The 19,164-nt window shown below is 44.5% G+C and carries 22 protein-coding genes; 17 read left to right on the top strand and 5 right to left on the bottom strand.

Going from position 1 to position 19,164, the window contains the following annotated elements; genetic code table 11:
* The 6 genes from HMPREF1551_RS05870 to HMPREF1551_RS05845 form a co-directional block, all read left to right on the top strand.
* Positions 1–459: T9SS type B sorting domain-containing protein (locus tag HMPREF1551_RS05870; protein ID WP_021628152.1), on the top strand; the 459-nt coding region annotated here is incomplete at its 5' end.
* Positions 460–742: 283 nt separating this feature from the next.
* Complete coding sequence (gene atpB / locus HMPREF1551_RS05865; protein ID WP_021628151.1) at positions 743–1,825, top strand: F0F1 ATP synthase subunit A; 1,083 nt, start codon at positions 743–745, stop codon at positions 1,823–1,825.
* 62 nt (positions 1,826–1,887) lie between these two features.
* The gene (gene atpE / locus HMPREF1551_RS05860) at positions 1,888–2,088 is read left to right on the top strand and encodes an ATP synthase F0 subunit C (RefSeq protein WP_021628150.1); all 201 of its coding nucleotides are present in this window, start codon (positions 1,888–1,890) and stop codon (positions 2,086–2,088) included.
* A gap of 105 nt (positions 2,089–2,193) precedes the next feature.
* Positions 2,194–2,685: a F0F1 ATP synthase subunit B gene (gene atpF / locus HMPREF1551_RS05855; protein WP_021628149.1), complete on the top strand. Its 492-nt coding sequence runs from the start codon at positions 2,194–2,196 to the stop codon at positions 2,683–2,685.
* The gene (atpH, locus tag HMPREF1551_RS05850; RefSeq protein WP_021628148.1) at positions 2,682–3,230 is read left to right on the top strand and encodes an ATP synthase F1 subunit delta; all 549 of its coding nucleotides are present in this window, start codon (positions 2,682–2,684) and stop codon (positions 3,228–3,230) included. The genes atpF and atpH overlap by 4 nt, the downstream gene beginning before the upstream one ends.
* A gap of 119 nt (positions 3,231–3,349) precedes the next feature.
* Positions 3,350–4,513, top strand: a complete 1,164-nt coding sequence (locus HMPREF1551_RS05845; RefSeq protein WP_034544374.1) for an MFS transporter — start codon at positions 3,350–3,352, stop codon at positions 4,511–4,513.
* Positions 4,514–4,573: 60 nt separating this feature from the next.
* Here the strand turns inward: HMPREF1551_RS05845 and HMPREF1551_RS05840 are convergent, their stop codons facing one another.
* Positions 4,574–4,987 (bottom strand): hypothetical protein, encoded by a 414-nt coding sequence (locus HMPREF1551_RS05840; protein WP_021628146.1) that lies wholly within the window; start codon positions 4,985–4,987, stop codon positions 4,574–4,576.
* A gap of 273 nt (positions 4,988–5,260) precedes the next feature.
* Between HMPREF1551_RS05840 and HMPREF1551_RS05835 the strand changes: the two genes are divergently transcribed.
* Entirely contained in the window at positions 5,261–5,629 is a 369-nt protein-coding gene (locus HMPREF1551_RS05835) for a hypothetical protein (RefSeq protein WP_034544367.1), read from the top strand.
* 67 nt (positions 5,630–5,696) lie between these two features.
* Entirely contained in the window at positions 5,697–6,581 is an 885-nt protein-coding gene (locus tag HMPREF1551_RS05830) for a hypothetical protein (protein WP_021628144.1), read from the top strand.
* Between the two features lie 83 nt (positions 6,582–6,664).
* Here the strand turns inward: HMPREF1551_RS05830 and HMPREF1551_RS05825 are convergent, their stop codons facing one another.
* Together HMPREF1551_RS05825 and HMPREF1551_RS05820 are read right to left on the bottom strand one after the other, a co-directional pair.
* Positions 6,665–7,444: a class I SAM-dependent methyltransferase gene (locus HMPREF1551_RS05825; protein ID WP_021628143.1), complete on the bottom strand. Its 780-nt coding sequence runs from the start codon at positions 7,442–7,444 to the stop codon at positions 6,665–6,667.
* Positions 7,445–7,579: 135 nt separating this feature from the next.
* Positions 7,580–9,154 carry a phosphoethanolamine transferase gene (locus tag HMPREF1551_RS05820; RefSeq protein ID WP_021628142.1) on the bottom strand — a complete coding sequence of 525 codons (1,575 nt, stop codon included), beginning with the start codon at positions 9,152–9,154 and terminating at the stop codon, positions 7,580–7,582.
* A gap of 216 nt (positions 9,155–9,370) precedes the next feature.
* Between HMPREF1551_RS05820 and HMPREF1551_RS05815 the strand changes: the two genes are divergently transcribed.
* The 3 genes from HMPREF1551_RS05815 (at position 9,371) to HMPREF1551_RS05805 (ending at position 12,424) form a co-directional block, all read left to right on the top strand.
* Positions 9,371–10,504, top strand: coding sequence for a trans-sulfuration enzyme family protein (locus HMPREF1551_RS05815; protein ID WP_021628141.1), 1,134 nt, complete (start codon positions 9,371–9,373; stop codon positions 10,502–10,504).
* Positions 10,505–10,599: 95 nt separating this feature from the next.
* The gene (locus HMPREF1551_RS05810; RefSeq protein ID WP_021628140.1) at positions 10,600–11,424 is read left to right on the top strand and encodes a thymidylate synthase; all 825 of its coding nucleotides are present in this window, start codon (positions 10,600–10,602) and stop codon (positions 11,422–11,424) included.
* Positions 11,425–11,458: 34 nt separating this feature from the next.
* Positions 11,459–12,424, top strand: a complete 966-nt coding sequence (locus HMPREF1551_RS05805; protein ID WP_021628139.1) for a 2-hydroxyacid dehydrogenase — start codon at positions 11,459–11,461, stop codon at positions 12,422–12,424.
* Here the strand turns inward: HMPREF1551_RS05805 and yidD are convergent.
* A complete protein-coding gene (gene yidD / locus HMPREF1551_RS13405; RefSeq protein WP_021628138.1) occupies positions 12,375–12,596 on the bottom strand; it encodes a membrane protein insertion efficiency factor YidD in 222 nt (73 codons plus the stop codon). The two genes, HMPREF1551_RS05805 and yidD, sit on opposite strands and share 50 nt — an antisense overlap.
* Positions 12,589–13,329 carry a hypothetical protein gene (locus HMPREF1551_RS05800; protein WP_051317850.1) on the bottom strand — a complete coding sequence of 247 codons (741 nt, stop codon included), beginning with the start codon at positions 13,327–13,329 and terminating at the stop codon, positions 12,589–12,591. The genes yidD and HMPREF1551_RS05800 overlap by 8 nt, the downstream gene beginning before the upstream one ends.
* Positions 13,330–13,577: 248 nt before the next feature.
* Here HMPREF1551_RS05800 and HMPREF1551_RS05795 point away from each other — a divergent pair, with 248 nt between their 5' ends.
* The 6 genes from HMPREF1551_RS05795 to rlmB are packed head-to-tail and all read left to right on the top strand — an operon-like array spanning position 13,578 to position 18,887.
* Positions 13,578–13,850 (top strand): hypothetical protein, encoded by a 273-nt coding sequence (locus HMPREF1551_RS05795; RefSeq protein ID WP_021628135.1) that lies wholly within the window; start codon positions 13,578–13,580, stop codon positions 13,848–13,850.
* A 12-nt stretch (positions 13,851–13,862) separates the two neighbouring features.
* Positions 13,863–15,692 carry a DNA mismatch repair endonuclease MutL gene (mutL, locus tag HMPREF1551_RS05790; RefSeq protein ID WP_021628134.1) on the top strand — a complete coding sequence of 610 codons (1,830 nt, stop codon included), beginning with the start codon at positions 13,863–13,865 and terminating at the stop codon, positions 15,690–15,692.
* Between the two features lie 30 nt (positions 15,693–15,722).
* Positions 15,723–16,724 carry a UDP-N-acetylmuramate dehydrogenase gene (gene murB, locus HMPREF1551_RS05785; protein ID WP_021628133.1) on the top strand — a complete coding sequence of 334 codons (1,002 nt, stop codon included), beginning with the start codon at positions 15,723–15,725 and terminating at the stop codon, positions 16,722–16,724.
* Positions 16,725–16,763: 39 nt separating this feature from the next.
* Entirely contained in the window at positions 16,764–17,762 is a 999-nt protein-coding gene (locus tag HMPREF1551_RS05780) for a pseudouridine synthase (protein WP_021628132.1), read from the top strand.
* Complete coding sequence (locus tag HMPREF1551_RS05775; protein WP_021628131.1) at positions 17,759–18,136, top strand: hypothetical protein; 378 nt, start codon at positions 17,759–17,761, stop codon at positions 18,134–18,136. Before HMPREF1551_RS05780 ends, HMPREF1551_RS05775 begins: the two co-directional genes overlap by 4 nt.
* Positions 18,137–18,140: 4 nt before the next feature.
* The gene (rlmB, locus tag HMPREF1551_RS05770; protein WP_021628130.1) at positions 18,141–18,887 is read left to right on the top strand and encodes a 23S rRNA (guanosine(2251)-2'-O)-methyltransferase RlmB; all 747 of its coding nucleotides are present in this window, start codon (positions 18,141–18,143) and stop codon (positions 18,885–18,887) included.
* Positions 18,888–19,164: the final 277 nt, after the last annotated feature.

The following is a 19,164-nucleotide window of genomic DNA, read 5'->3' as shown; positions in this document are numbered from 1 at the left end:
GATAATGTACCGGCAGGCGAAGAGGTGACCTACTATGTACAGCGTACCGATTATGAAGAAGAGAATCCGGATACGGGCAAGATAGAGAAGAAAGTACGTGTGTATGTAGAGGACAGCAAGGGCGAGCTTAATAAGGAGAATGGCGGCAAAGAGGCCTGTGGTCACTCGGTATTCTTGTACAAAGAGTTCGTAGATGTAGAAGTACCGAACTTCTTCACACCGAATGGAGATGGACAGTATGATACATGGGCACCGCTGAACTTAGCCAGCTATCCGAATGCAGAGGTAGTGATCTACGACCGCTACGGACGCCACATAGCCACCTTGAACAACAAGCAAGAGTGGGATGGTACCTACGGAGGCGAAGCGCTTCCTACCGGAGACTACTGGTATGTATTGCGCCTAAATGAACCGGATGACAACCGTACCTTCAAAGGACACTTTACCCTTTATAGATAGGAATAGTGACTAATGACAAGTGACTAGTGACTAATAACAAGTTACAAGTGACGAATCACTCACTACTAAAAGGGATATAACCCTAAGAGAGACTTCCACCACTGGAAGTCTCTCTTTTTCTATGCAGATGAGCGATTTTGTAAATTAATTGGGTATTAGGTTATTGGTCATTATAAAGTCTTCTCCTTAAAAAAAACAAAAAAAGTAAGAGAAAATAAAAATAAAAATGTATCTTTGTACCTGTAAAAATAAGCAAACGCAAAGACATAATAATTACTGAGAGATGATACGAAAAATCATTAGTAAGTGGCTGTTTCTAAGCCTGTTAGTACTTCCCCTTAGTGGGATGTGGGCGCAGCAGGGAGAGGCCTTAGAGGAAAAAGAAGAGGATTATACAAGCATTGTGATGCATCATATTGCCGATTCGCACGACTATCACCTCTTCGATTGGAAGGGGCATGCGGTGAGTATTCCCTTACCGGTGATTCTGTGGACGGATCAGGGCTTGGTGACTTTCCTCTCTAGCGAATTCCATCATGACGATGAGGGAAAAGTAGTGGTGAGCTGTGGAAGTCAGTATTTTACCCGTGTACATGGGCAAATCTACTATACAGATATGCAGGGCAATCTCTTCTATGACGATGCTCAACATGTGACCAATGCTCGTCCGTTGGACTTCTCCATTACCAAGAACGTTGTATTGCTCTTCCTTATTGCACTGCTGATGGTTTGGGCATTCATTTCCGTAGCACGCTCTTACCGAAAAAATCCTAAAGCACCCAAGGGGCTGGCCAATCTTTTGGAGATGCTCATCGTCTTTGTACGTGACGATATAGCCAAGCCTAATATAGGTGCAAAATACGGGCGTTATATGCCTTATTTGCTTACTGTTTTCTTCTTTATTCTTATAGGAAATCTTTTAGGGTTAGTACCTATTATCTCAGGTACTCTAACCAATGATATTATCTTCACCGGTACCTTGGCTGTAGTAACTTTCCTTATTACTACCTTCAGTGGGAATGGGCACTATTGGAAACACATCTTTGCCACTCCGGGAGTACCCGCTTGGCTGGCACCAATTATGATTCCAGTAGAGGTGATCGGGATGCTTACTAAGCCTTTCTCCCTTATGATACGACTTTTTGCCAATATTACCGCAGGACATATCATCATCTTGAGCTTGATAGGACTTATCTTCACCTTCAAAACAGTGCTGGTATCTCCCGTATCAGTAGCTTTTGCGCTCTTTATTAGTATATTGGAGCTATTGGTAGCCTTTATCCAAGCCTATGTGTTCACTTTGCTCTCTGCCCTTTTCATAGGAGGAGCCGTAGCGGAGGAACATCATGCTGAGGAACATCATTGAGGACAAGAGGAAGCAGGAAGTTTTAAATTAAGTAAACATTAATACATTAAATACATTCAATTATGGCATTAGCAGGAATTGGAGCTGGTATTGCAGCTCTTGCAGCAGGCATCGGTATTGGTAGAATCGGATCTTCCGCTATGGAAGGGATTGCACGCCAGCCAGAGGCGGCTTCTAAGATACAAGGAGCAATGATCATTGCTGCGGCACTTATCGAAGGGGTAGCTCTTTTCGCCGTGGTAGTGGCTCTTGTAGCTAAATAAGCTGCTTGAAAAAAAATACCGTTCTGTAACGGTTGGTTGCAGAACGGTTTTACTCTAAAGCTAAAGAACTCAAAAAATCATTACAACAAAGAAAAATAAAAATACATGAATTTCATCCATCCTGAAAGTCTTAGTTTTTGGACACTTATCGTGTTCGTATGCTTATTGCTCTTGCTACGTGCTTTTGCGTGGAAGCCTATCCTAAAGGCTTTGAAAGAGCGAGAAGATGCTATCAATCATTCCTTGGAGGCTGCCGACCAGGCCAAGATAGAAATGGCCAACCTCAAGGCAGATAATGAAAAACTCTTAGCCGAAGCACGTATAGAGCGTGATGCGATCCTTAAGGAAGCGCGCGAGGTGAAAGAGCGTATCGTAGCACAAGCCAAAGAAGAAGCCCTTGAGGCAAGTTCTAAGCTCCTTGCTCATGCTAAGGTATCAATAGAAACAGAGAAGAAAATGGCCATAGCCGAGATCAAAGAACAAATAGCGAATCTTTCCTTGGACATAGCTAAAAAAGTACTCACCCAAGAGCTGGCTTCACAAGTAAAACAAGAGAAGCTTGTAGAAAGTTTGTTGAACGAAATTAAGATCAAATGATACACTCCAGCAAAGTAGCCAAGCGCTATGCCAAAGCACTTTTGGACTATAGCATAGAGCAGCATGAGGCTGATAGCCTCTCCCAGGAGTTGACATCCTTGGTGGAGGTGATCCATGAGAATCCTGATCTTAGGGCTTTGCTACACTCTCCTATTGTGAGAATGGAGATCAAGCATAAGGTACTTCAGGAGGTCTTCTCTCAGCGATCAGCAATACTCAATGTCCTCATTAACCTATTGGTAGAGAATAAGCGTGTGTCGGATCTCTATAGTATAGCTCGCGAATATATACAGCAATACAATCGCTACAAGGAAAAAACTACAGCCTACCTGACCACCGCTGTGGAACTATCCGAAGGGCTCAAACAGCAATTTGTTCAGAAAGCCATAGCCCTTAGCGGGCATCAGGATGTTACCTTGGAAAGCCGAGTGGATCCCAATCTCATTGGGGGCTTTGTACTCCGTATAGATGATTTGCAGTATAATGCCAGTCTTTCTCACAGGCTCCATGGTATCGACCAACAGCTAAGAGAGAATGTTTATTAATATTGGTAAGATATTCAAAAGGGTTGCCTTAGGGCAGCCCTTTTCTTTTGCAAGAAAAATACTTGTGGTTTAGATGAAAAGTTGTAATTTTGCACCCCTTAAAAAAGATAAAAATGAAAATGATCCGATTGTTATTTCCCTTGGCCATAGGAGGGATTGCCTTGGGGAGTACCGAGTTTATCCCCATGGGACTGATGCGTACTATGGGGGAGAGCCTTTCACTTACTGATAGCCAGGTGGGCAACTTTATAGCAGCCTATGCCATAGGTGTGGTGGTAGGAGCTCCTACTTTGGTAGGTTTGAGTACCCGCTTTCAGCCACAGCGGGTGCTTATCGCCTTGATGTTGCTCTTTACCTTATTCAATGGACTTTTTGCCTTAATGCCTTCTTATCACCTTCTGTTGGTGACCCGTTTCTTTTCAGGATTGCCACATGGGGCTTTCTTTGGGGTGGGAGCGATTGTAGCCAAGCAGTTGGCGCCTAAGGATAAGGAAGCGATGGCCATCTCGGTGATGTTTGGCGGGCTTACCATAGCCAATCTCTTGATTATCCCGCTTTTTACACATTTAGGAGGGGTTTGGGGCTGGCGCCCAGTGATGGGAATGATAGCTACTTTGGGGCTTATCACAGCCTTATGTATTTTTCTCTTCTTGCCTAAAGTAGATTACGACAAGCATAAGACCCTATGGGATGAGTTGCGGTATTTCTTTTCAGTACCTTCGATGTTGCTGCTTGTGATTACTGCTTTGGGATGTGGAGGCCTGTTTTCTTGGCTGAGCTATATAGAACCGCTGATGCTGGATCACGCACACTTGCCTAAGAGCCAAATGCCTACTGTGATGATCGTGGTAGGGATAGGGATGGTTGTAGGGAATTTCTTCGGTGGCTGGCTTACAGATAGGCTACACCTGATACGCGCCAGTATCATTGTATTTATCTCTATGATCAGTGTGATGCTTATCGTATTTTTCTTCTCTCACCTGCTTTGGCTCTCTTGGGGACTTACCTTTGTGTGTGCAATAATAGCCATGTCGGTAGGAGCCCCACTGAATATCATGATGTTCCGTATCTCTCCCAAAGCCCAAATGATGGGAGCTGCCTTCATGCAAGCTGCCTTTAATTTGGCTAACACCCTGGGTGCCTATCTTGGAGGTAAGCCTTTGGACTATGGCTATACAGCCAATTATCCTTCCTTAGTAGGGGCAGGTATGGCCTCAGCAGGCTTTCTCTGTGCTATCTTCTTATATACGAAATACTACAAACTAATGAAAAGTGAATCATAAAAAATGACTAGTGACTAATAATCTTAATATTAGTCACTAGTCATTTATCATTAGTCCTTATTAAAAGAAACTATCAAGCATATCTCCATATTCTTTTTTGGTTTTAGAGATAAGGGCGCGGGCAATACCTATGTTAGCCTTTTCTCTGTCAAGAGCTGTAACGGAGAAGAATTTCCCTTGAGCAGAGAGCATCATAAGGAAGGTAATTTTGTCTGTTTCCAGCATAAGGAAGTCCATTTCCAAAGTTCCCAATACCTTAACACTAGCAATTACCTGTTTTATTTGGTTAATTATGGTGAGGTGATATGCAGAACCTTGTTCTAAGGCTTTAGCAACTTCGTCGCTTCCTGAAGATTTGGCAAGGGTAGTACCATCGGCACAGCTTAAAATTCCATAGAAAAGAAAGCCAGACAATTCTTTTTTCATGTCTTCACAATGCTTGTTAAGCATGTCTTGTAATTCTGAACCTGTCATTATTAATGTGTTTAAAATTCTATGCAAATCTACAAAATTAAAATAAGATAAACAAAGTTTTCTCCGATTATTTTCCTTTGTTTCCTTTCTTTAACATAGGGATTTTTTTCAATTTTTGCCACTTATTATTTGATACCTATACCTTCTTGTAAAAGAAAGATTTAGTGGTCGTGACTATAGCTTTTCCTTATAAGGGGAGGTGTTAGTATTGTTTTTATCTTTATAGTGTTAAAAATAGGTAATAAACCTTTATTTTTCGCTATCTTTGTACTCATGAAAAAGACATCAAGTGGCATAGCAATTCTCTTGAGCATTGTCTTTTTGTACAATGCAGTACTTAGCGGTTATTATTTTTCATATTACCTGCTAAGCAAGGGAGGCTTTGTGGCTGCTTATTGCCAAAATAAAGCACGACCACAGCTACATTGTCAAGGCGCCTGCAAGTTTGTCCAGCTAACCAAAGAGCAAACCAATGCACCTATCTCCCAAGAAAAGGTTTTTATCTTACTTGAAGTTTTCTTTCAGGAACTTCCCCAATGGGAATTGGCTGATTTTCCTACTCTTGTGACTCATTGTTATTATTATACTTCTTTTTTTGAACAAGAGGTGCACTTTCCTCAACTGCATCCGCCGATAAGTTAATGATTAAGCGTTACTTGTCTATAACTCTATAATTCTAATATACAATATTAATAATAATTCTAATCAGATGAAAAAAATTAAAAATATCTTAGTAGCTGCTGTGGCAGCTGTAGCCTTAGTGTCTTGCTCCAAAGACGATAAGAAAGAAGAAAAACCAGTTACTCCTCCAGTAGCCCCTAAGACCGTAGCAGAGCAGAAGGTAGACACTTATACCGTACGCCTACAGAGCCCTACAGGTACTTTTGTGATGGGCTATAATGAGGTATCCCTCTCCGTAGTAGATGCCGCAGGGAAAGAAGTAGCTGTAGAAGCGGCCACTTTTACTCCTTGGATGGATATGTTCGAGGGTGATGGCAAGGGAGGTTTCTCTAAAAAAATCATGCACACTCATACTTGTCCTCATACTGCTTTGGCCAAAGAAGGCAATGTATGGCACTCCAAGGTGCTCTTTCAGATGAAGACCGCACCTTCAGGGGTTTGGTTTGCAAAAGTGACTTTCAAAGTAGGTGGCAAGGAATATAAGACAGACCGCTTGGATTTTACAGTCGTAGAGCAAACTAACAAAGCCTTAGGGAAAGTGCGTAACTTCAGAGTCTTTACTGAAGGAGGAAATCCTAAGGGGCAGAAACATATCTATGCGGTGATAGCACCAGAGCAGCCTAAGGTAGGAGAAAACGACTTGGTATTGGGTATTTGGAAGATGCAAAGCATGGAAAGCTTCCCTGAAGTAGAAGGACTTACGGTGGAAGTGGCTGTAAGAGATGCTACCGGAAAGGAACTCTCTACCACTACACTCAGCTATAAGGACAAGTTCTACAGAGGAAAAGTTACTTATCCTAAAGCAGGTGCCTATATCTTGGCCTATACCCTCAAAGATGCCCAAGGAAATGTAGTACAGCCTAAGAATGATGAAAAAGTGGATACCACTATAGCAACTGAAATACAGTTCTAATCTGTCAGTTAGTTAAATAGCAAATTTGCCAATGTGTCAATGTATTATTGACTCATTGGCAAATTGCTTATTGACACATTGGGTTAGGGTTTTTGTGCGATAATAGCCACCGCATCGAGGTTATCCTGATGTTTGCGGAAGCAGGCTTTCATTTTCTGTACACGTTTTCTGATTTCGGGGAAGCGGAGGAGATTGAAGGTTACTAATAGCACACGTAGCCAGCCTTCGTCTTGTACCATACGGCTGTGTTCGAGAAGGAGCATGGGGTTATGCGCTACCTTAATTACCTTGAAGCCTTGTTCTTCTAAAAGAGCAGTCCACTCGGCTGTAGTCATCGGGCGGGCATGTACGCGGATGGTCTCACTTAGCTCCTTGAAGAGGTCTTCTTTGACTTCTTCAGAGACATCATCAGGCTTGATACCCAGTTCATGGATACCATAGTAGCCCCCACTTTTAAGGATACGGAAGGCCTCGGCAATGATGGCCTTTTTTTGCTCAAGCGGCTGCATAGTGAGCATAGCTTCACCATAGACCTTGTTGGCATAGCTATCGGGGAGGGTGCTTTGGGCAGCATTGGCATTGATAATTTTGGCCTTATCGTAATGGATACGCTTGCGAGCAATGGAAGCTGCCTCCTCATTGAGGTCAACTCCGGTATAGCTCTTAGGGCGATAGCCGCAGGCAATATTAGCCGTAAAGCCTAATCCTGGCGCAAATTCTACGATATCATCTTCGGGGGTAATCCCAAGTCCTGCTACCAATTGCTCGGTGAGTTCTCTTCCTCCAGGACGTAAGACACGCTTACCGAGCTTGGCGAGCATCCAGTGCCCCTGGTGCTCGTTGAGTTTATTTTCGGTGTTCATCAGATATGATTTTTTGTGGCTACAAAGGTACGAAAATAAGATGAGAAAATCTTTATTTATTTTCAGTAAAAACAAAAATAATGATAAGTAGCTATCAAAAAATAACTGAAGCTATTGTAAATCAACAATTTGAGGTTAGTTATTAGTCATTACCTCGTCTTCCTCCAATCCCTCGAAGGGTACATTCTCAAATTGGTTAAAGACCTTCAGAGTATCGTTTTGAGGGGATAGGAAGCTGTAGTCGGGGCGTAGGGAAGCCTCCTGAATACCCAGCCAATGGGCAAAGCCATCTAAGAAGCGGAAGGCAGATTTGTTGACCTTGAGGACTTTGTGCTCCGTGTCGTCGCTGGAAAGCAATACGAAGGGGACTCGGTAACAGGCCTTGTTGGGATTGGTATCCCCATGGGTAAGGGAGGCAAAGATGGAGCCTCTGTCCTGGGTCATCAGGCCATGATCGGAAAAGTAGATCATACTGAAGGGGGCGCCTTGTTGCTGTAGTGCCTGGTAGATTCCTTTTAGGAGCGTGTCGGTCTGTTCAATAGTTTGTACATAGGCGGAGATCTTACGATTGTAATAGTCAAAATGGATGGAGTGCTCCAAGCGGGCTTCGAAAAGGCTATGTGAACCTATGGTATGAACAATAAAAAGGCGTACTTTTGGGCTTTTTTGACTTATATATTTGTTAAAGAGAGGTAGAAGGATACTATCGGGATAGTTCATAGTCCCACTTCCTCCTTTTCGAGTAAAGTCATTATGATCAGCTAAAAGGGCGATTTTGGCAATAGGAGTGTCCCATGTTCCGGCCATTCCTTGGTTGGAAAGCCAATAAGTTTCTATACCAGCAGCCTTGGCCAAGGTGATGATATTGTTGGCATAGATAAAGTCTTTTTCATTTTTAATCTGAGTGAAAGAACGCAAAAGGGAGGTGGTAGTATTGGGTGCAGTAGCGGTATAGCCGTCGATTGCCGTACCAGGGGCTTTGTCTAAAAAGGGGGTATTGTTCTCCGAAAAGCCATAGAGGTGCATATAGTCCTTGCGAACACTCTCCCCTATGACCAAGACATAATTTTGATAATGGGGTTGGGTACTGGTGATTTGCCAGGAAGGGGAGCCCTCTATCCCTTTGTTTAGTTCTTGCTTCAGGGCGCGGTATTCTTGGATATTGTCGTAGATAGAGGCGTAGAAAGAGACGATAGCCGTACGGGAAAACGACCAATGGAAAGCCTGGTCATCCTTCATTTTGGCTAAAGGACGATAAACAGTAAGCCCAATGGCCAAAATACCTAAGCCAGCGGTAATAAGATGTTGTTTTCTATTGCGAGGATAGCTCTTTTTCTTACCCAAATACAGAATGTAGCACCCCAAAAGCAGGCTAAGCAGTGAAAGGAGGTAAGAATAGAGGGGGAGGGACTGGACAAACTCCTTGGATTCCTGTAAGTCTGTCTCGAAGAAAGCTCCAATCATCGTAGCAGGAGGGTGACCAAACCAAATAGTTTGGGGGAGAAAGAGTACACAAGTAATCAGTACAAAAAGGAAAACGATAAAAAACACCCAATAAGAGAGCCTTCTTAGGGTAAGGAAAATAAAAAAGGAGCCTAAAATACCATAAAAGGCAGGCCCCATGTCCAAGGCAAAGGGAATCCCTACAGAAAAAATCATCAATAGCCATTCGAAGGCATATTGCTTAAAGAAAGAAAAGAGTTTGGTCATTTGATTAGGAATATAGGTTTTAAGATTTGTAATTTTTAGCTATGTGCTTCTTTTTTTGGTGCAAAGATACGAAAATACTTCCAATCCTAAATCACTAATTCTTTCTATTTTTTGACGAATTAAAATAAAAATATATTTTCATTTTGTGGTTTCCTAAAAAAATTGTACTTTTGCACCGGTATTTTATAAAAAACATTTATTTTAAATTGCTATTGTATGAAATTTGAAACCACTGCTATACATGGGATTCGCAATATAGGAGCCCCTAATGAGAAGTGGAGCAGCTGTATCAATATGGCCTCTACCTTCCCCCTGAATGAATTTGGAGCTACTCAAGAGTTTGAGTACAGCCGTGTCTCCAATCCTACCCGTAAGGAGTTCGAAACACTTATCGCTAAGCTCGAAAGCGGTAAGCATGGCTTCGGCTTTTCTTCTGGGATGGCGGCCACTACTTCACTTTTTACCATTTTCGAGGCAGGTGACCATTTTGTTTTCGGATTGGACATCTACGGAGGTACTTTCCGTATCATGAAGGATGTCTTCGCCAAATTCGGATTAGAGGCAACCTATGTAGATACGACGGATTTGGAAAATATCCGCAAGGCGATACGTCCCAATACCAAGGGGATTTTTATAGAAACCCCCTCCAATCCGCTATTGGATGTCACTGACATTCGTGGTACAGTGGCCATTGCCAAGGAGCATGGACTACTGACTATAGTGGATAACACCTTCCTTTCTCCCTACTTACAACGTCCATTAGAACTTGGGGCTGATATAGTGCTACACAGTGCCACTAAGTACCTTAGCGGTCACAATGATATTCTTGCGGGAGCCATCGTTGTCAATGATGATACCTTGGCCGAAAAGATTAGCTTTGCTCAGGTGGCCATAGGAGCGCTGATCTCCCCCTTTGATAGTTGGCTGCTTATCCGTAGTATCAAGACCCTTAAGGTACGTATGGACTATGCTCAGGCCAATACCCTCAAGCTCATTGAGTTCCTACAGGGGCATCCTGCTGTGGAAAAGGTATATTACCCCACCTTGCCAAGCAATAAGGGCAAGGCGATCCAGGAGAGCCAAGCCTCTGGAGCAGGTGCCGTATTTTCCTTTGTGATGAAGGACGAGAAGAAAGTCAAAACCTTCTTTGAGGCACTCAGGGTAGCGCTTTTCGCGGTGAGCTTAGGCGGGGTAGAGACTCTTGTGACCCACCCCAGCACCCATACCCATACCGAGTTTCCAGAAGAGGAGAAAGTAGCTCGGGGAGTGACTCAGACGCTTGTACGTGTAGCAGTAGGCTTGGAGAACATAGAAGACTTGATTGCTGACTTCAAGCAGGCGCTGGATTAATGATTAATGCCAACAATGATTAATGCCACTAATAGACATTAATCATTAATCATTAAACATTATTTTGTATTTTTGCCCTCCCAAACAATTTAGTAATGCAATCCTACAAAGACCTTCTCAATCACATACTTACCCACGGACATAGCAAGGACGACCGTACTGGAACAGGTACCATCAGTGTGTTTGGCTATCAGCTTCGGCACAACCTCCAAGAGGGGTTCCCTTTGCTCACTACCAAGAAGATACACCTCAAGTCGGTGATCTATGAGCTGTTGTGGTTCCTTCGGGGTGATACCAATATCCATTACCTCACCGAGCATGGGGTGCGTATCTGGAACGAATGGGCTGATGCTCAGGGTGACCTAGGCCCTGTATATGGAGCGCAGTGGCGCAACTGGAACGGAGAGGGAATAGACCAGATTACCGAAGTGCTCCATACACTCAAGACCAATCCCGATAGCCGCCGCATGGTGGTTTCGGCATGGAATCCGTCGGTGATGCCCGATACCTCAGTATCCTTTGCCGAGAATGTAGCCCATAACAAGGCCGCACTACCTCCTTGTCATGCCCTCTTCCAGTTCTATGTCATGGATGGCCGCCTCTCCTGTCAGCTCTACCAGCGCAGTGCCGATGCCTTCTTAGGGGTACCCTTCAATATTGCTTCCTACGCCTTGCTTACCCAGATGATGGCACATGTTACGGGGCTACAAGTGGGGGATTTTATACATTCCTTTGGAGACCTACACATCTATAAAAACCATTTGAAGCAGGTGGAATTGCAGCTCAGCCGAGAACCACGCCCGCTGCCTACCATGAAGCTCAACGAAGCTGTCAAAGATCTTTTCGCCTTTGACTACCCTGATTTCACTCTTGAGGGCTATGATCCCTATCCAACTATAAAAGGAGAGGTCTCTGTATAGTGACGAGTGACTAACGACAAATGACAAATAACCTATGAAAATACTACATATAGACAGCAATCATCCCCTTATGCTTCAGCAGCTTACTGAGGCGGGCTTTGAAAATGATATAGACTACAGCAGCAGTAAGGCAGAAGTAGAGGCGAAGATCGCTGCCTATGATGGCATCGTGATTCGTAGCCGCTTCCGTATTGACCGAGCCTTTATCGACAAGGCATCACGGCTGAAGTTTATCGCTCGTGTGGGGGCAGGTATGGAGAATATAGATACCGACTATGCACAGCAGCGAGGTATTGCGCTGATCTCCTCTCCTGAAGGCAACCGCAATGCGGTGGGCAACCATACTTTGGCGTTGCTTTTGGCGCTGCTCAATCGCCTCAAGAAGGCAGACAGAGAAATCGCCCATGGGCTTTGGCTTAGGGAGGAAAACCGAGGTGTGGAGCTTGATTCCCTTACGGTGGGTATTATAGGCTATGGCAATATGGGCAAGGCTTTCGCTAAGAAGCTACGAGGCTTCGATTGTCGGGTACTTTGCTATGATATCAAGGAAGGGGTAGGGGATAGCAATGCGACCCAAGTACCTTTAGAAGTGTTTCAGAAAGAGGTGGATGTGGTGAGCCTCCATACTCCGGAGACTCCGCTGACTCTCAAGATGGTGGATGCTGCTTTTATAGAGGGCTTTGCCAAACCTTTTTGGCTGATCAATACCGCCAGAGGAAAGAGTGTTTGTACGGCTGACTTAGTCAAGGCCTTGCAGGAGGGAAAGGTGCTGGGGGCAGGATTGGATGTGCTGGAGTATGAGCAGTCATCTTTCGAGAATTTCTTCAAGGGAGCATTACCGGCGGACTTTACTTATTTGTTGGAAGCCGAAAACGTAATTCTTACGCCCCATATAGCCGGCTGGACGATAGAGAGCAAGACCCTACTGGCACAGGTGATTGTAGACAAGATCAAGGCACTGGATCGTAGCCATGCCCACCCCACGGATGGCAACGCATAATACGCCTTATAGCGAGCATCCCTCCCTTGAATAGGCCGTATCGCTTAAGCGCCTCCAAGGCATAGGAGGAACAAGTGGGGTTATAGCGACAAGTAGGAGGCTTCAAGGGAGAGATGGCTATTTGGTAAAAACGTACCAAAAGAACAAAAGGATAAGTCAGTAGCCTAAGCATGATTGTTGTTTTGTCCTTTTTTGGATTTGTTGTGGTATTTTTTGTTGTTGTGTTTTTTATTTCGAGGACGTTTTTTCTCCTCTTGAGGGTCATTTTGCTGCTTTTGCTCTGCAGGGGCTTCTTGCTTGGGTGCTACAGTCTTAAGGCTTTCTTCTATCTTAGGAGCGATATCTTTTTCAGCAGCTGCTGTTGCCTTATCAGAAGTAGCTGTTGCTTTTTCTTTAGCAAAGATAGTATCCACAAGGATAGATTTCTCTCCGGTATATTTGTTAGCAAAATAACTGCTCTCCTTGGTAGGGTTTGCGATATCTTCTTTTCTTATTTGGCTAAGTTTTTCATCAGCAGAAGATCTTATTTTTTTGATTTTTTCATTCACTTCCTCTAGCGAAGGAGAGGGGATATTCCTTCTATCCTTAGGGGAATATTCTGTGATTTTAACATCCACCTTAGCGGTAGGTTCCTTAAAGAAAGGGATTTCCTTGGTATCCTCATCTTTGTCGGAATCACCATAGCGGAATTGTTTGAGCATTTTGAGCCAAAGGGCATGAATGAGGAAAACTCCTTTGTAAGCAGGGATGAGTAAAATCCCTGTAAAACAGCACCATAGGTACTGTATCGTCTCATTGTGATCCATGCTAAAATTGTCTACCACGTAGAGCATAGTGTACACAATACTACCTATGATGGAGATCATCATCATCCAAGCGAAGGTTACTAAGAGTAAATTTTTCATGGGGAAAAAAATTAAATTGTTTAGCTTGTTAATTGATTATCAGTCTTTTTGTTTGTTTTTGTGCAGTAGAAACAAACAAAAAGAGGGCTTGTTTGTTCAGCACGCAAATATAACATATTTTTTGGAAACCAACAAATTTTTTTAGTGAATAATCAAGAGAGAAAAATCAATAGTGTTGATCACTTTTCGCCCTTCACTTTTTACTATTCCCTAAAAAAGTTGTATCTTCGCGGCGTAAAAACCAAGCCATGAAGGTAAATTTTTTCAAGAGTCCCTCCCTACGACAGTTTGAGTATCGTCCTCGTTATTATTCGGATACCCAGGAGCGTAGGGGCTTTAGTATTCCCAAGCATCAGCTTCGGGGGCATGCCATGCGCAAGCGTTGGGCACAGCTACGCAAAACCAAGCAGGAAGTGCAGAAGCGCTCCTCCTCGCGACTACTATGGCTTATTTTGGTATTGTTGTTGCTGGGTACCTATTATCTTTTTGACTTTGATTTATCTTTTTTATTCAAAAAATAATCCCTCATAACCATGTCTGATATTATAAGATTGTTACCTGACCATGTAGCCAACCAGATTGCCGCTGGGGAGGTGATACAGCGGCCAGCCTCAGCAGTGAAAGAACTCTTGGAGAATGCCATAGATGCCGGAGCTACTCAAATAAAGCTCTATCTCAAGGATGCGGGTCGTACCTTGGTACAGGTGGTAGATAATGGAATAGGGATGTCACCCACCGATGCACGCTTGGCCTTTGAGCGCCATGCGACCTCAAAAATACGTTCGGCCGACGATCTTTTTACACTTCATACCAAGGGCTTTCGTGGGGAGGCTTTGGCTTCCATTGCCTCAGTAGCTCAGGTAGAATTGCTCACCTGCCAGCAGGGACAGGAAGTAGGTACGATGCTCCGGATAGAGGGAAATAAGATCACCGAGCAGCAGCCGGTAGTCACCCAAAAGGGTACCTCTATAGCTATGAAGCATCTGTTCTTCAATGTGCCAGCTCGGCGCAACTTCCTTAAGTCCGATACGGTGGAGATGCGCCATATCTTGGACGAGTTTCACCGAGTAGCCTTAGCACATCCCGACTTGCAATTCTCACTCTTTCACAATGATGTAGAACAGTTCGCTCTACCAGCCACTACCCTTCGCAAGCGTATCGTACAGCTCTTCGGACAGCGCCTCGAAGAACAGCTTGTCCCGGTGGAGGAACAGACTGAGCTGCTAAGCATACGAGGCTTTATCAGTAAAAACGCTTATAGAAAGAACAAGGTGCTACAGTTCTTCATGGTCAATCAGCGTTTTATCAAGAATCGCTACCTACATCATGCCGTGGTGAGTGCTTTCGAAGGTCTGCTCAAGGAAGGGGAGCAACCCGAATACTTCCTCTACTTGGAGATAGACCCTAAGCATATTGATATCAACATACACCCGACCAAAACCGAGATCAAGTTCGATAACGATCAGGCCATCTATGCCTTATTGCGCTCTGCAATCAAGCATAGTTTGGGTCAGTTCCACGTACTCCCCTCTATTGATTTTTCTTTGGACGAACAGAACGAAGTACCCTATAGCTATAAGGATAAAGAAGCACAGACCCCTGTGTATCATGTAGATAGAAATTTTAACCCTTTCAAGATGGAAACACCTATCCCAGAGGCTCCTAAGTCGCAAGTTTCTTTTTCCCACAGAGAGTCGCCAGCTCCTGCCTGGGAACAACTCTATACGGGGATTCCCTCCAAGGCCAATGCCCCCAGTGAGCAGGAGCCTACCTCGGCTCCCTTTGAGCTTTTTCCCCAAGAAAGTAAGATGCAGACCAACCTGTATTTTCAGAAGAAATACCTCATTACTTTCCTTCGGGATAAGGTACTCTTTGTACATGTAGCCCGTGCCCATCAGCGCGTACTCTATGAGCGTTTTCGCAAGAGTATCCTTCAGGGGCATAGTCTAAGTCAGTCCTTGCTTTTTCCTTTGGAGTTCGAATACAGCCCTTCAGAGGTTTTAGAGATAACGCCCTTACTTCCAGAACTTAGGAATGCAGGTTTCATGATAGAGATAGAAGGGAATACGGTACGCTTCACCGGGCTGCCCCCTATGATTAAGGAAAGCCAGGTGCAGGCCTTCCTATACGAACTCTTAGAGCGCGCCTCGGAGGATATCCCTCAGGAGGTATTCTCCCAAGAGGAGATGCTCGCCAAAATCTTGGCCAAGAGCTTGGCTATAAAAGCAGGCCAACCCCTCTCTGGAGAAGAACAAGAACAATTGGTCTATGACCTATTCTCTTGCGAGGAACCCCAACTAAGCCCCTTTGGCAAGAAGATATATACCGAACTGACAGTCAATGAGTTGGAAAGTAGACTTTGATAATGACTAATGACGAGTGACAAATAACTTATGAAAATACACGAAAATATTTCTTTAAAATCCTATAATACCTTTGGTATAGACCAAAAGGCACCTTTGCTGATAGAGGCTGAGAACGAGGCAGATGTCTTGGAAGCTCTCAGGCTATATCCCAACCTAAAAGTCTTAGCAGGAGGGAGCAATATCCTCTTAACTCAAGCCCCAGAGGTGCCGCTGTTGCACCTCACTCAAAAGGGTATCACGGTGCTATATGAAGATCAAGAAACGGTCTGGGTACGGGCTGCCGCCGGTGAATGCTGGAGTGACTTTGTCGATTACTGTGTCGCACAAGGTTACGCAGGGGTGGAGAACCTCGCCCTGATTTACGGAACAGTAGGGGCTGCTCCTGTGCAGAACATCGGTGCCTATGGAGTAGAACTGAAGGACGTTTTTAAAAGCTGTGAGGCTATCTATAGGGAGAATAGGATCAAAATCAACATAGAAAGGGCAGGGTGTGCCTTTGGTTATCGGGACTCGATCTTCAAACAGAGAAAAGATACCTATATCATCACCTCGGTTACTTTCTGCCTTACCAAGCAAAACCATCAGTTCAAGACCCATTACGGAGATATTCGCGCCCGCTTAGCCGCTCATGGATGGGAGGAGACCCCCCAGCATATAGCCCAAGTGGTCAAGGAAATCCGCCAGAGCAAGCTGCCTAACCCTAACAAGCTGGGTAACAGTGGGAGCTTCTTCAAAAATCCAGTGATCCCACGAAGCCAATTTTTAGAACTACAGAAGAGCTACCCCCATATACCACACTATGAAGTGGGGGAGGAGCAGGTGAAAGTTCCGGCGGCCTACCTCATAGAAAGTTGTGATCTGAAGGGCTATCGTATAGATGCGGTAGGAGTTCATCAGGGACAGCCTCTGGTCTTGGTCAATTATGGAGGCGCTACAGGAGCAGCCATTTTAGCCCTTGCCCACTATGTACAAAAGCAAGTTGCCCAACGCTTTGGTATCACTATGGAAATGGAGGTAAATATTTGGTAAGTACCAAATATTTCTTACCTTTGCACAAAATTTCAGCTGATGAGAGATCAACGCACCGCCGCCCCAAAGGCAGCCAGAGGGAAACGCTCCCCAAGAGAGGAAAAACCTACTTCCAAAGCAGACAGACGTCCTCAATCGGGAGACAAACGCCCTTATAAAAAAGAAAACAGACAGGATTATTCAGAGAAATCCTTCGATAATAGAAAAAAAGCCGCTCCACGAAGAGAAAAAAGTTTCTCTGACAAGGAAAAGACCTACGAAGGGGAGCGACCTCGTCCTTTCTATAAGAAAGCAAGCCCTAAGCCGCTCTCTCATGATCAAGAGAAGGGCATCCGGCTAAATAAATATATTGCCAATGCGGGTATCTGTGCACGCCGCCAAGCCGATCGCTATATCATTGCAGGCAATGTAGAGGTCAATGGTAAGCCCATGACGGAGCTCGGCTACCGCGTACAACCTACCGATGTGGTCAAGTTCGACGGAAAGAATATCTCCGCTGAGAAGAAGGAATATATCTTGCTCAACAAGCCTAAGGGCTTTATCACCACTACAGATGATGAGAAAGGGCGCAAGACGGTGATGGACTTGGTCGCCGGAGCGGCTCAAGGCAATATCAAGCCTGTGGGTAGGCTCGATAGGATGACCACCGGTCTGCTGCTGCTGACCAACGATGGTGATCTGATCAAGAAGCTCACCCACCCTTCCCATGGGGTTCGCAAGATCTACCATGTGGTATTGGACAAAAAGCTCGCCTTGCCCGACTTCCATAAGATACAAGAAGGGCTCACCTTAGAGGATGGCTTTATCCAAGTCGATGATATTAGCTTTGTAGAAGGTGCCTCTCATAACGAATTGGGCGTGAAGATACACAGTGGGCGCAACCGCATCGTACGCCGTATCTTCGAGTCCTTGGGCTATGTGGTAGAGAAGCTCGATAGGGTTGTCTTTGCAGGCCTTACCAAAAAAGACCTCCCAAGAGGTCACTGGCGTGTCCTTACCCAACAAGAAGTGATTAACCTAAAAAACTTAAGTCGATGAAAAAGCTACTTTTTATCCTTCTCCCCTTGTTTGTTATCCTTGGCCTAAGCGGCTGGTTCTATATGCGTTACTTCTTTGTCTTTGGCGAAGGGGTGAAGTCCGGTTACCTGAACTATGCCGTCTACAAAGGGGATGTTTTCAAGACCTACGAAGGTAAGCTCATCCAAGAAGGCTTTGCTAAAACCCGTACCGGAAATGGAATGCAGAGCAATGAGTTCGAGTTTTCGATAGAAGATAAGAAAGTATTTCAACAGCTGGAGGTCAATAGTGGTAAGTACTTTGACCTTCACTATAAGGAATACCATAATGCGGTACCCTGGAGAGGCAATACCGTATATATAGTAGATAGCATAGTGAATATGCGAGAAAAATAAAACAATGAAGAACAGCCAAATATTCGGACTACGTCCGGTGATAGAAGCCATAGAGGCCGGTCGTACGATAGATAAGCTCTTTATACAGAAGGGCTTATCGGGGACACTCTTTGCTACCCTTCTGAAATTAGTGGAGCGCCATCAGCTCTCGCACTCCTTTGTGCCAGTAGAAAAGCTCAATCGGCTTACCCATGGGAATCATCAGGGAGTGGTAGCGCAGCTCTCTCCAGTGGAGTTTGTTCCCTTGGAAGAGTTGGTACGCTCCACCATAGAAAGTGGTAAAGTGCCCCTACTGCTTATTCTTGATCACCTGAGCGATGTGCGCAATGTGGGTGCCATCATCCGTACGGCTGAGTGTACCGGGGTGAGTGGAATCATCTTGCCTAAGCAAGGGAGTGCAGCCATAGGAGAGGATATGGTCAAGACCTCTGCGGGAGCTATCTTCAATATACCTCTTTGCAAGGTGGATAACCTCATCGATGCCATCTACTACCTACAAGGAAGTGGGATCAAGGTCGTAGGAGCCACCGAGAAAGCCCCCACCCTGCTCTATGACCTAAGCCTTACCGAACCCTTAGCCATAGTGATGGGAGCCGAGGATGTGGGTATCAGCAAGGGCGTACTAAGGGTCTTAGATGAGCGAGCCAAGCTCCCTCTACAAGGAGAGACTGCATCGCTCAACGTGTCGGTAGCCTGTGGAGCTTTTCTCTATGAAGTGGTAAGACAACGGATAGTGACAAGTGATAATTAAATTCTATATTGCAATAGAAAAAAATAATAGAAATCTATTGTTATGAGCAAAAAATGTTGTACCTTTGCACCCGAAAACAAAGGGGAAATAAATTGTTTTTCATATATTAGATTTTGTGGTTAGAATTGGTAAAAGAGAGCCTGCGCTCTCTTTTATTTTTTTGTATTAAGGTGATTGGGAATATACGGTTTTAGATTTGTCTAAAAAAATATTTTTTAATTCAAAAAAAATATGTAATTTTGCCCCAGAATTAATGAAGCGTGATTAGTCACTAGTT

It is taken from the genome of Capnocytophaga sp. oral taxon 863 str. F0517, from assembly GCF_000466425.1.
Classification (GTDB): Bacteria; Bacteroidota; Bacteroidia; order Flavobacteriales; family Flavobacteriaceae; genus Capnocytophaga.
The sequence above is the reverse complement of the archived record's forward strand: the minus strand, read 5'-3'. Positions and strand labels throughout refer to the sequence as shown.

What these genes read in the sequence shown, in the direction of transcription:
- atpB (WP_021628151.1), top strand. Translation starts at nt 743, where the DNA reads ATGATACGAAAAATCATTAGTAAGTGGCTGTTTCTAAGCCTGTTAGTA.
- atpE (WP_021628150.1), top strand. Translation starts at nt 1,888, where the DNA reads ATGGCATTAGCAGGAATTGGAGCTGGTATTGCAGCTCTTGCAGCAGGC.
- atpF (WP_021628149.1), top strand. Translation starts at nt 2,194, where the DNA reads ATGAATTTCATCCATCCTGAAAGTCTTAGTTTTTGGACACTTATCGTG.
- atpH (WP_021628148.1), top strand. Translation starts at nt 2,682, where the DNA reads ATGATACACTCCAGCAAAGTAGCCAAGCGCTATGCCAAAGCACTTTTG.
- HMPREF1551_RS05845 (WP_034544374.1), top strand. Translation starts at nt 3,350, where the DNA reads ATGATCCGATTGTTATTTCCCTTGGCCATAGGAGGGATTGCCTTGGGG.
- HMPREF1551_RS05840 (WP_021628146.1), bottom strand. Translation starts at nt 4,987, where the DNA reads ATGACAGGTTCAGAATTACAAGACATGCTTAACAAGCATTGTGAAGAC.
- HMPREF1551_RS05835 (WP_034544367.1), top strand. Translation starts at nt 5,261, where the DNA reads ATGAAAAAGACATCAAGTGGCATAGCAATTCTCTTGAGCATTGTCTTT.
- HMPREF1551_RS05830 (WP_021628144.1), top strand. Translation starts at nt 5,697, where the DNA reads ATGAAAAAAATTAAAAATATCTTAGTAGCTGCTGTGGCAGCTGTAGCC.
- HMPREF1551_RS05825 (WP_021628143.1), bottom strand. Translation starts at nt 7,444, where the DNA reads ATGAACACCGAAAATAAACTCAACGAGCACCAGGGGCACTGGATGCTC.
- HMPREF1551_RS05820 (WP_021628142.1), bottom strand. Translation starts at nt 9,154, where the DNA reads ATGACCAAACTCTTTTCTTTCTTTAAGCAATATGCCTTCGAATGGCTA.
- HMPREF1551_RS05815 (WP_021628141.1), top strand. Translation starts at nt 9,371, where the DNA reads ATGAAATTTGAAACCACTGCTATACATGGGATTCGCAATATAGGAGCC.
- HMPREF1551_RS05810 (WP_021628140.1), top strand. Translation starts at nt 10,600, where the DNA reads ATGCAATCCTACAAAGACCTTCTCAATCACATACTTACCCACGGACAT.
- HMPREF1551_RS05805 (WP_021628139.1), top strand. Translation starts at nt 11,459, where the DNA reads ATGAAAATACTACATATAGACAGCAATCATCCCCTTATGCTTCAGCAG.
- yidD (WP_021628138.1), bottom strand. Translation starts at nt 12,596, where the DNA reads ATGCTTAGGCTACTGACTTATCCTTTTGTTCTTTTGGTACGTTTTTAC.
- HMPREF1551_RS05800 (WP_051317850.1), bottom strand. Translation starts at nt 13,329, where the DNA reads ATGAAAAATTTACTCTTAGTAACCTTCGCTTGGATGATGATGATCTCC.
- HMPREF1551_RS05795 (WP_021628135.1), top strand. Translation starts at nt 13,578, where the DNA reads ATGAAGGTAAATTTTTTCAAGAGTCCCTCCCTACGACAGTTTGAGTAT.
- mutL (WP_021628134.1), top strand. Translation starts at nt 13,863, where the DNA reads ATGTCTGATATTATAAGATTGTTACCTGACCATGTAGCCAACCAGATT.
- murB (WP_021628133.1), top strand. Translation starts at nt 15,723, where the DNA reads ATGAAAATACACGAAAATATTTCTTTAAAATCCTATAATACCTTTGGT.
- HMPREF1551_RS05780 (WP_021628132.1), top strand. Translation starts at nt 16,764, where the DNA reads ATGAGAGATCAACGCACCGCCGCCCCAAAGGCAGCCAGAGGGAAACGC.
- HMPREF1551_RS05775 (WP_021628131.1), top strand. Translation starts at nt 17,759, where the DNA reads ATGAAAAAGCTACTTTTTATCCTTCTCCCCTTGTTTGTTATCCTTGGC.
- rlmB (WP_021628130.1), top strand. Translation starts at nt 18,141, where the DNA reads ATGAAGAACAGCCAAATATTCGGACTACGTCCGGTGATAGAAGCCATA.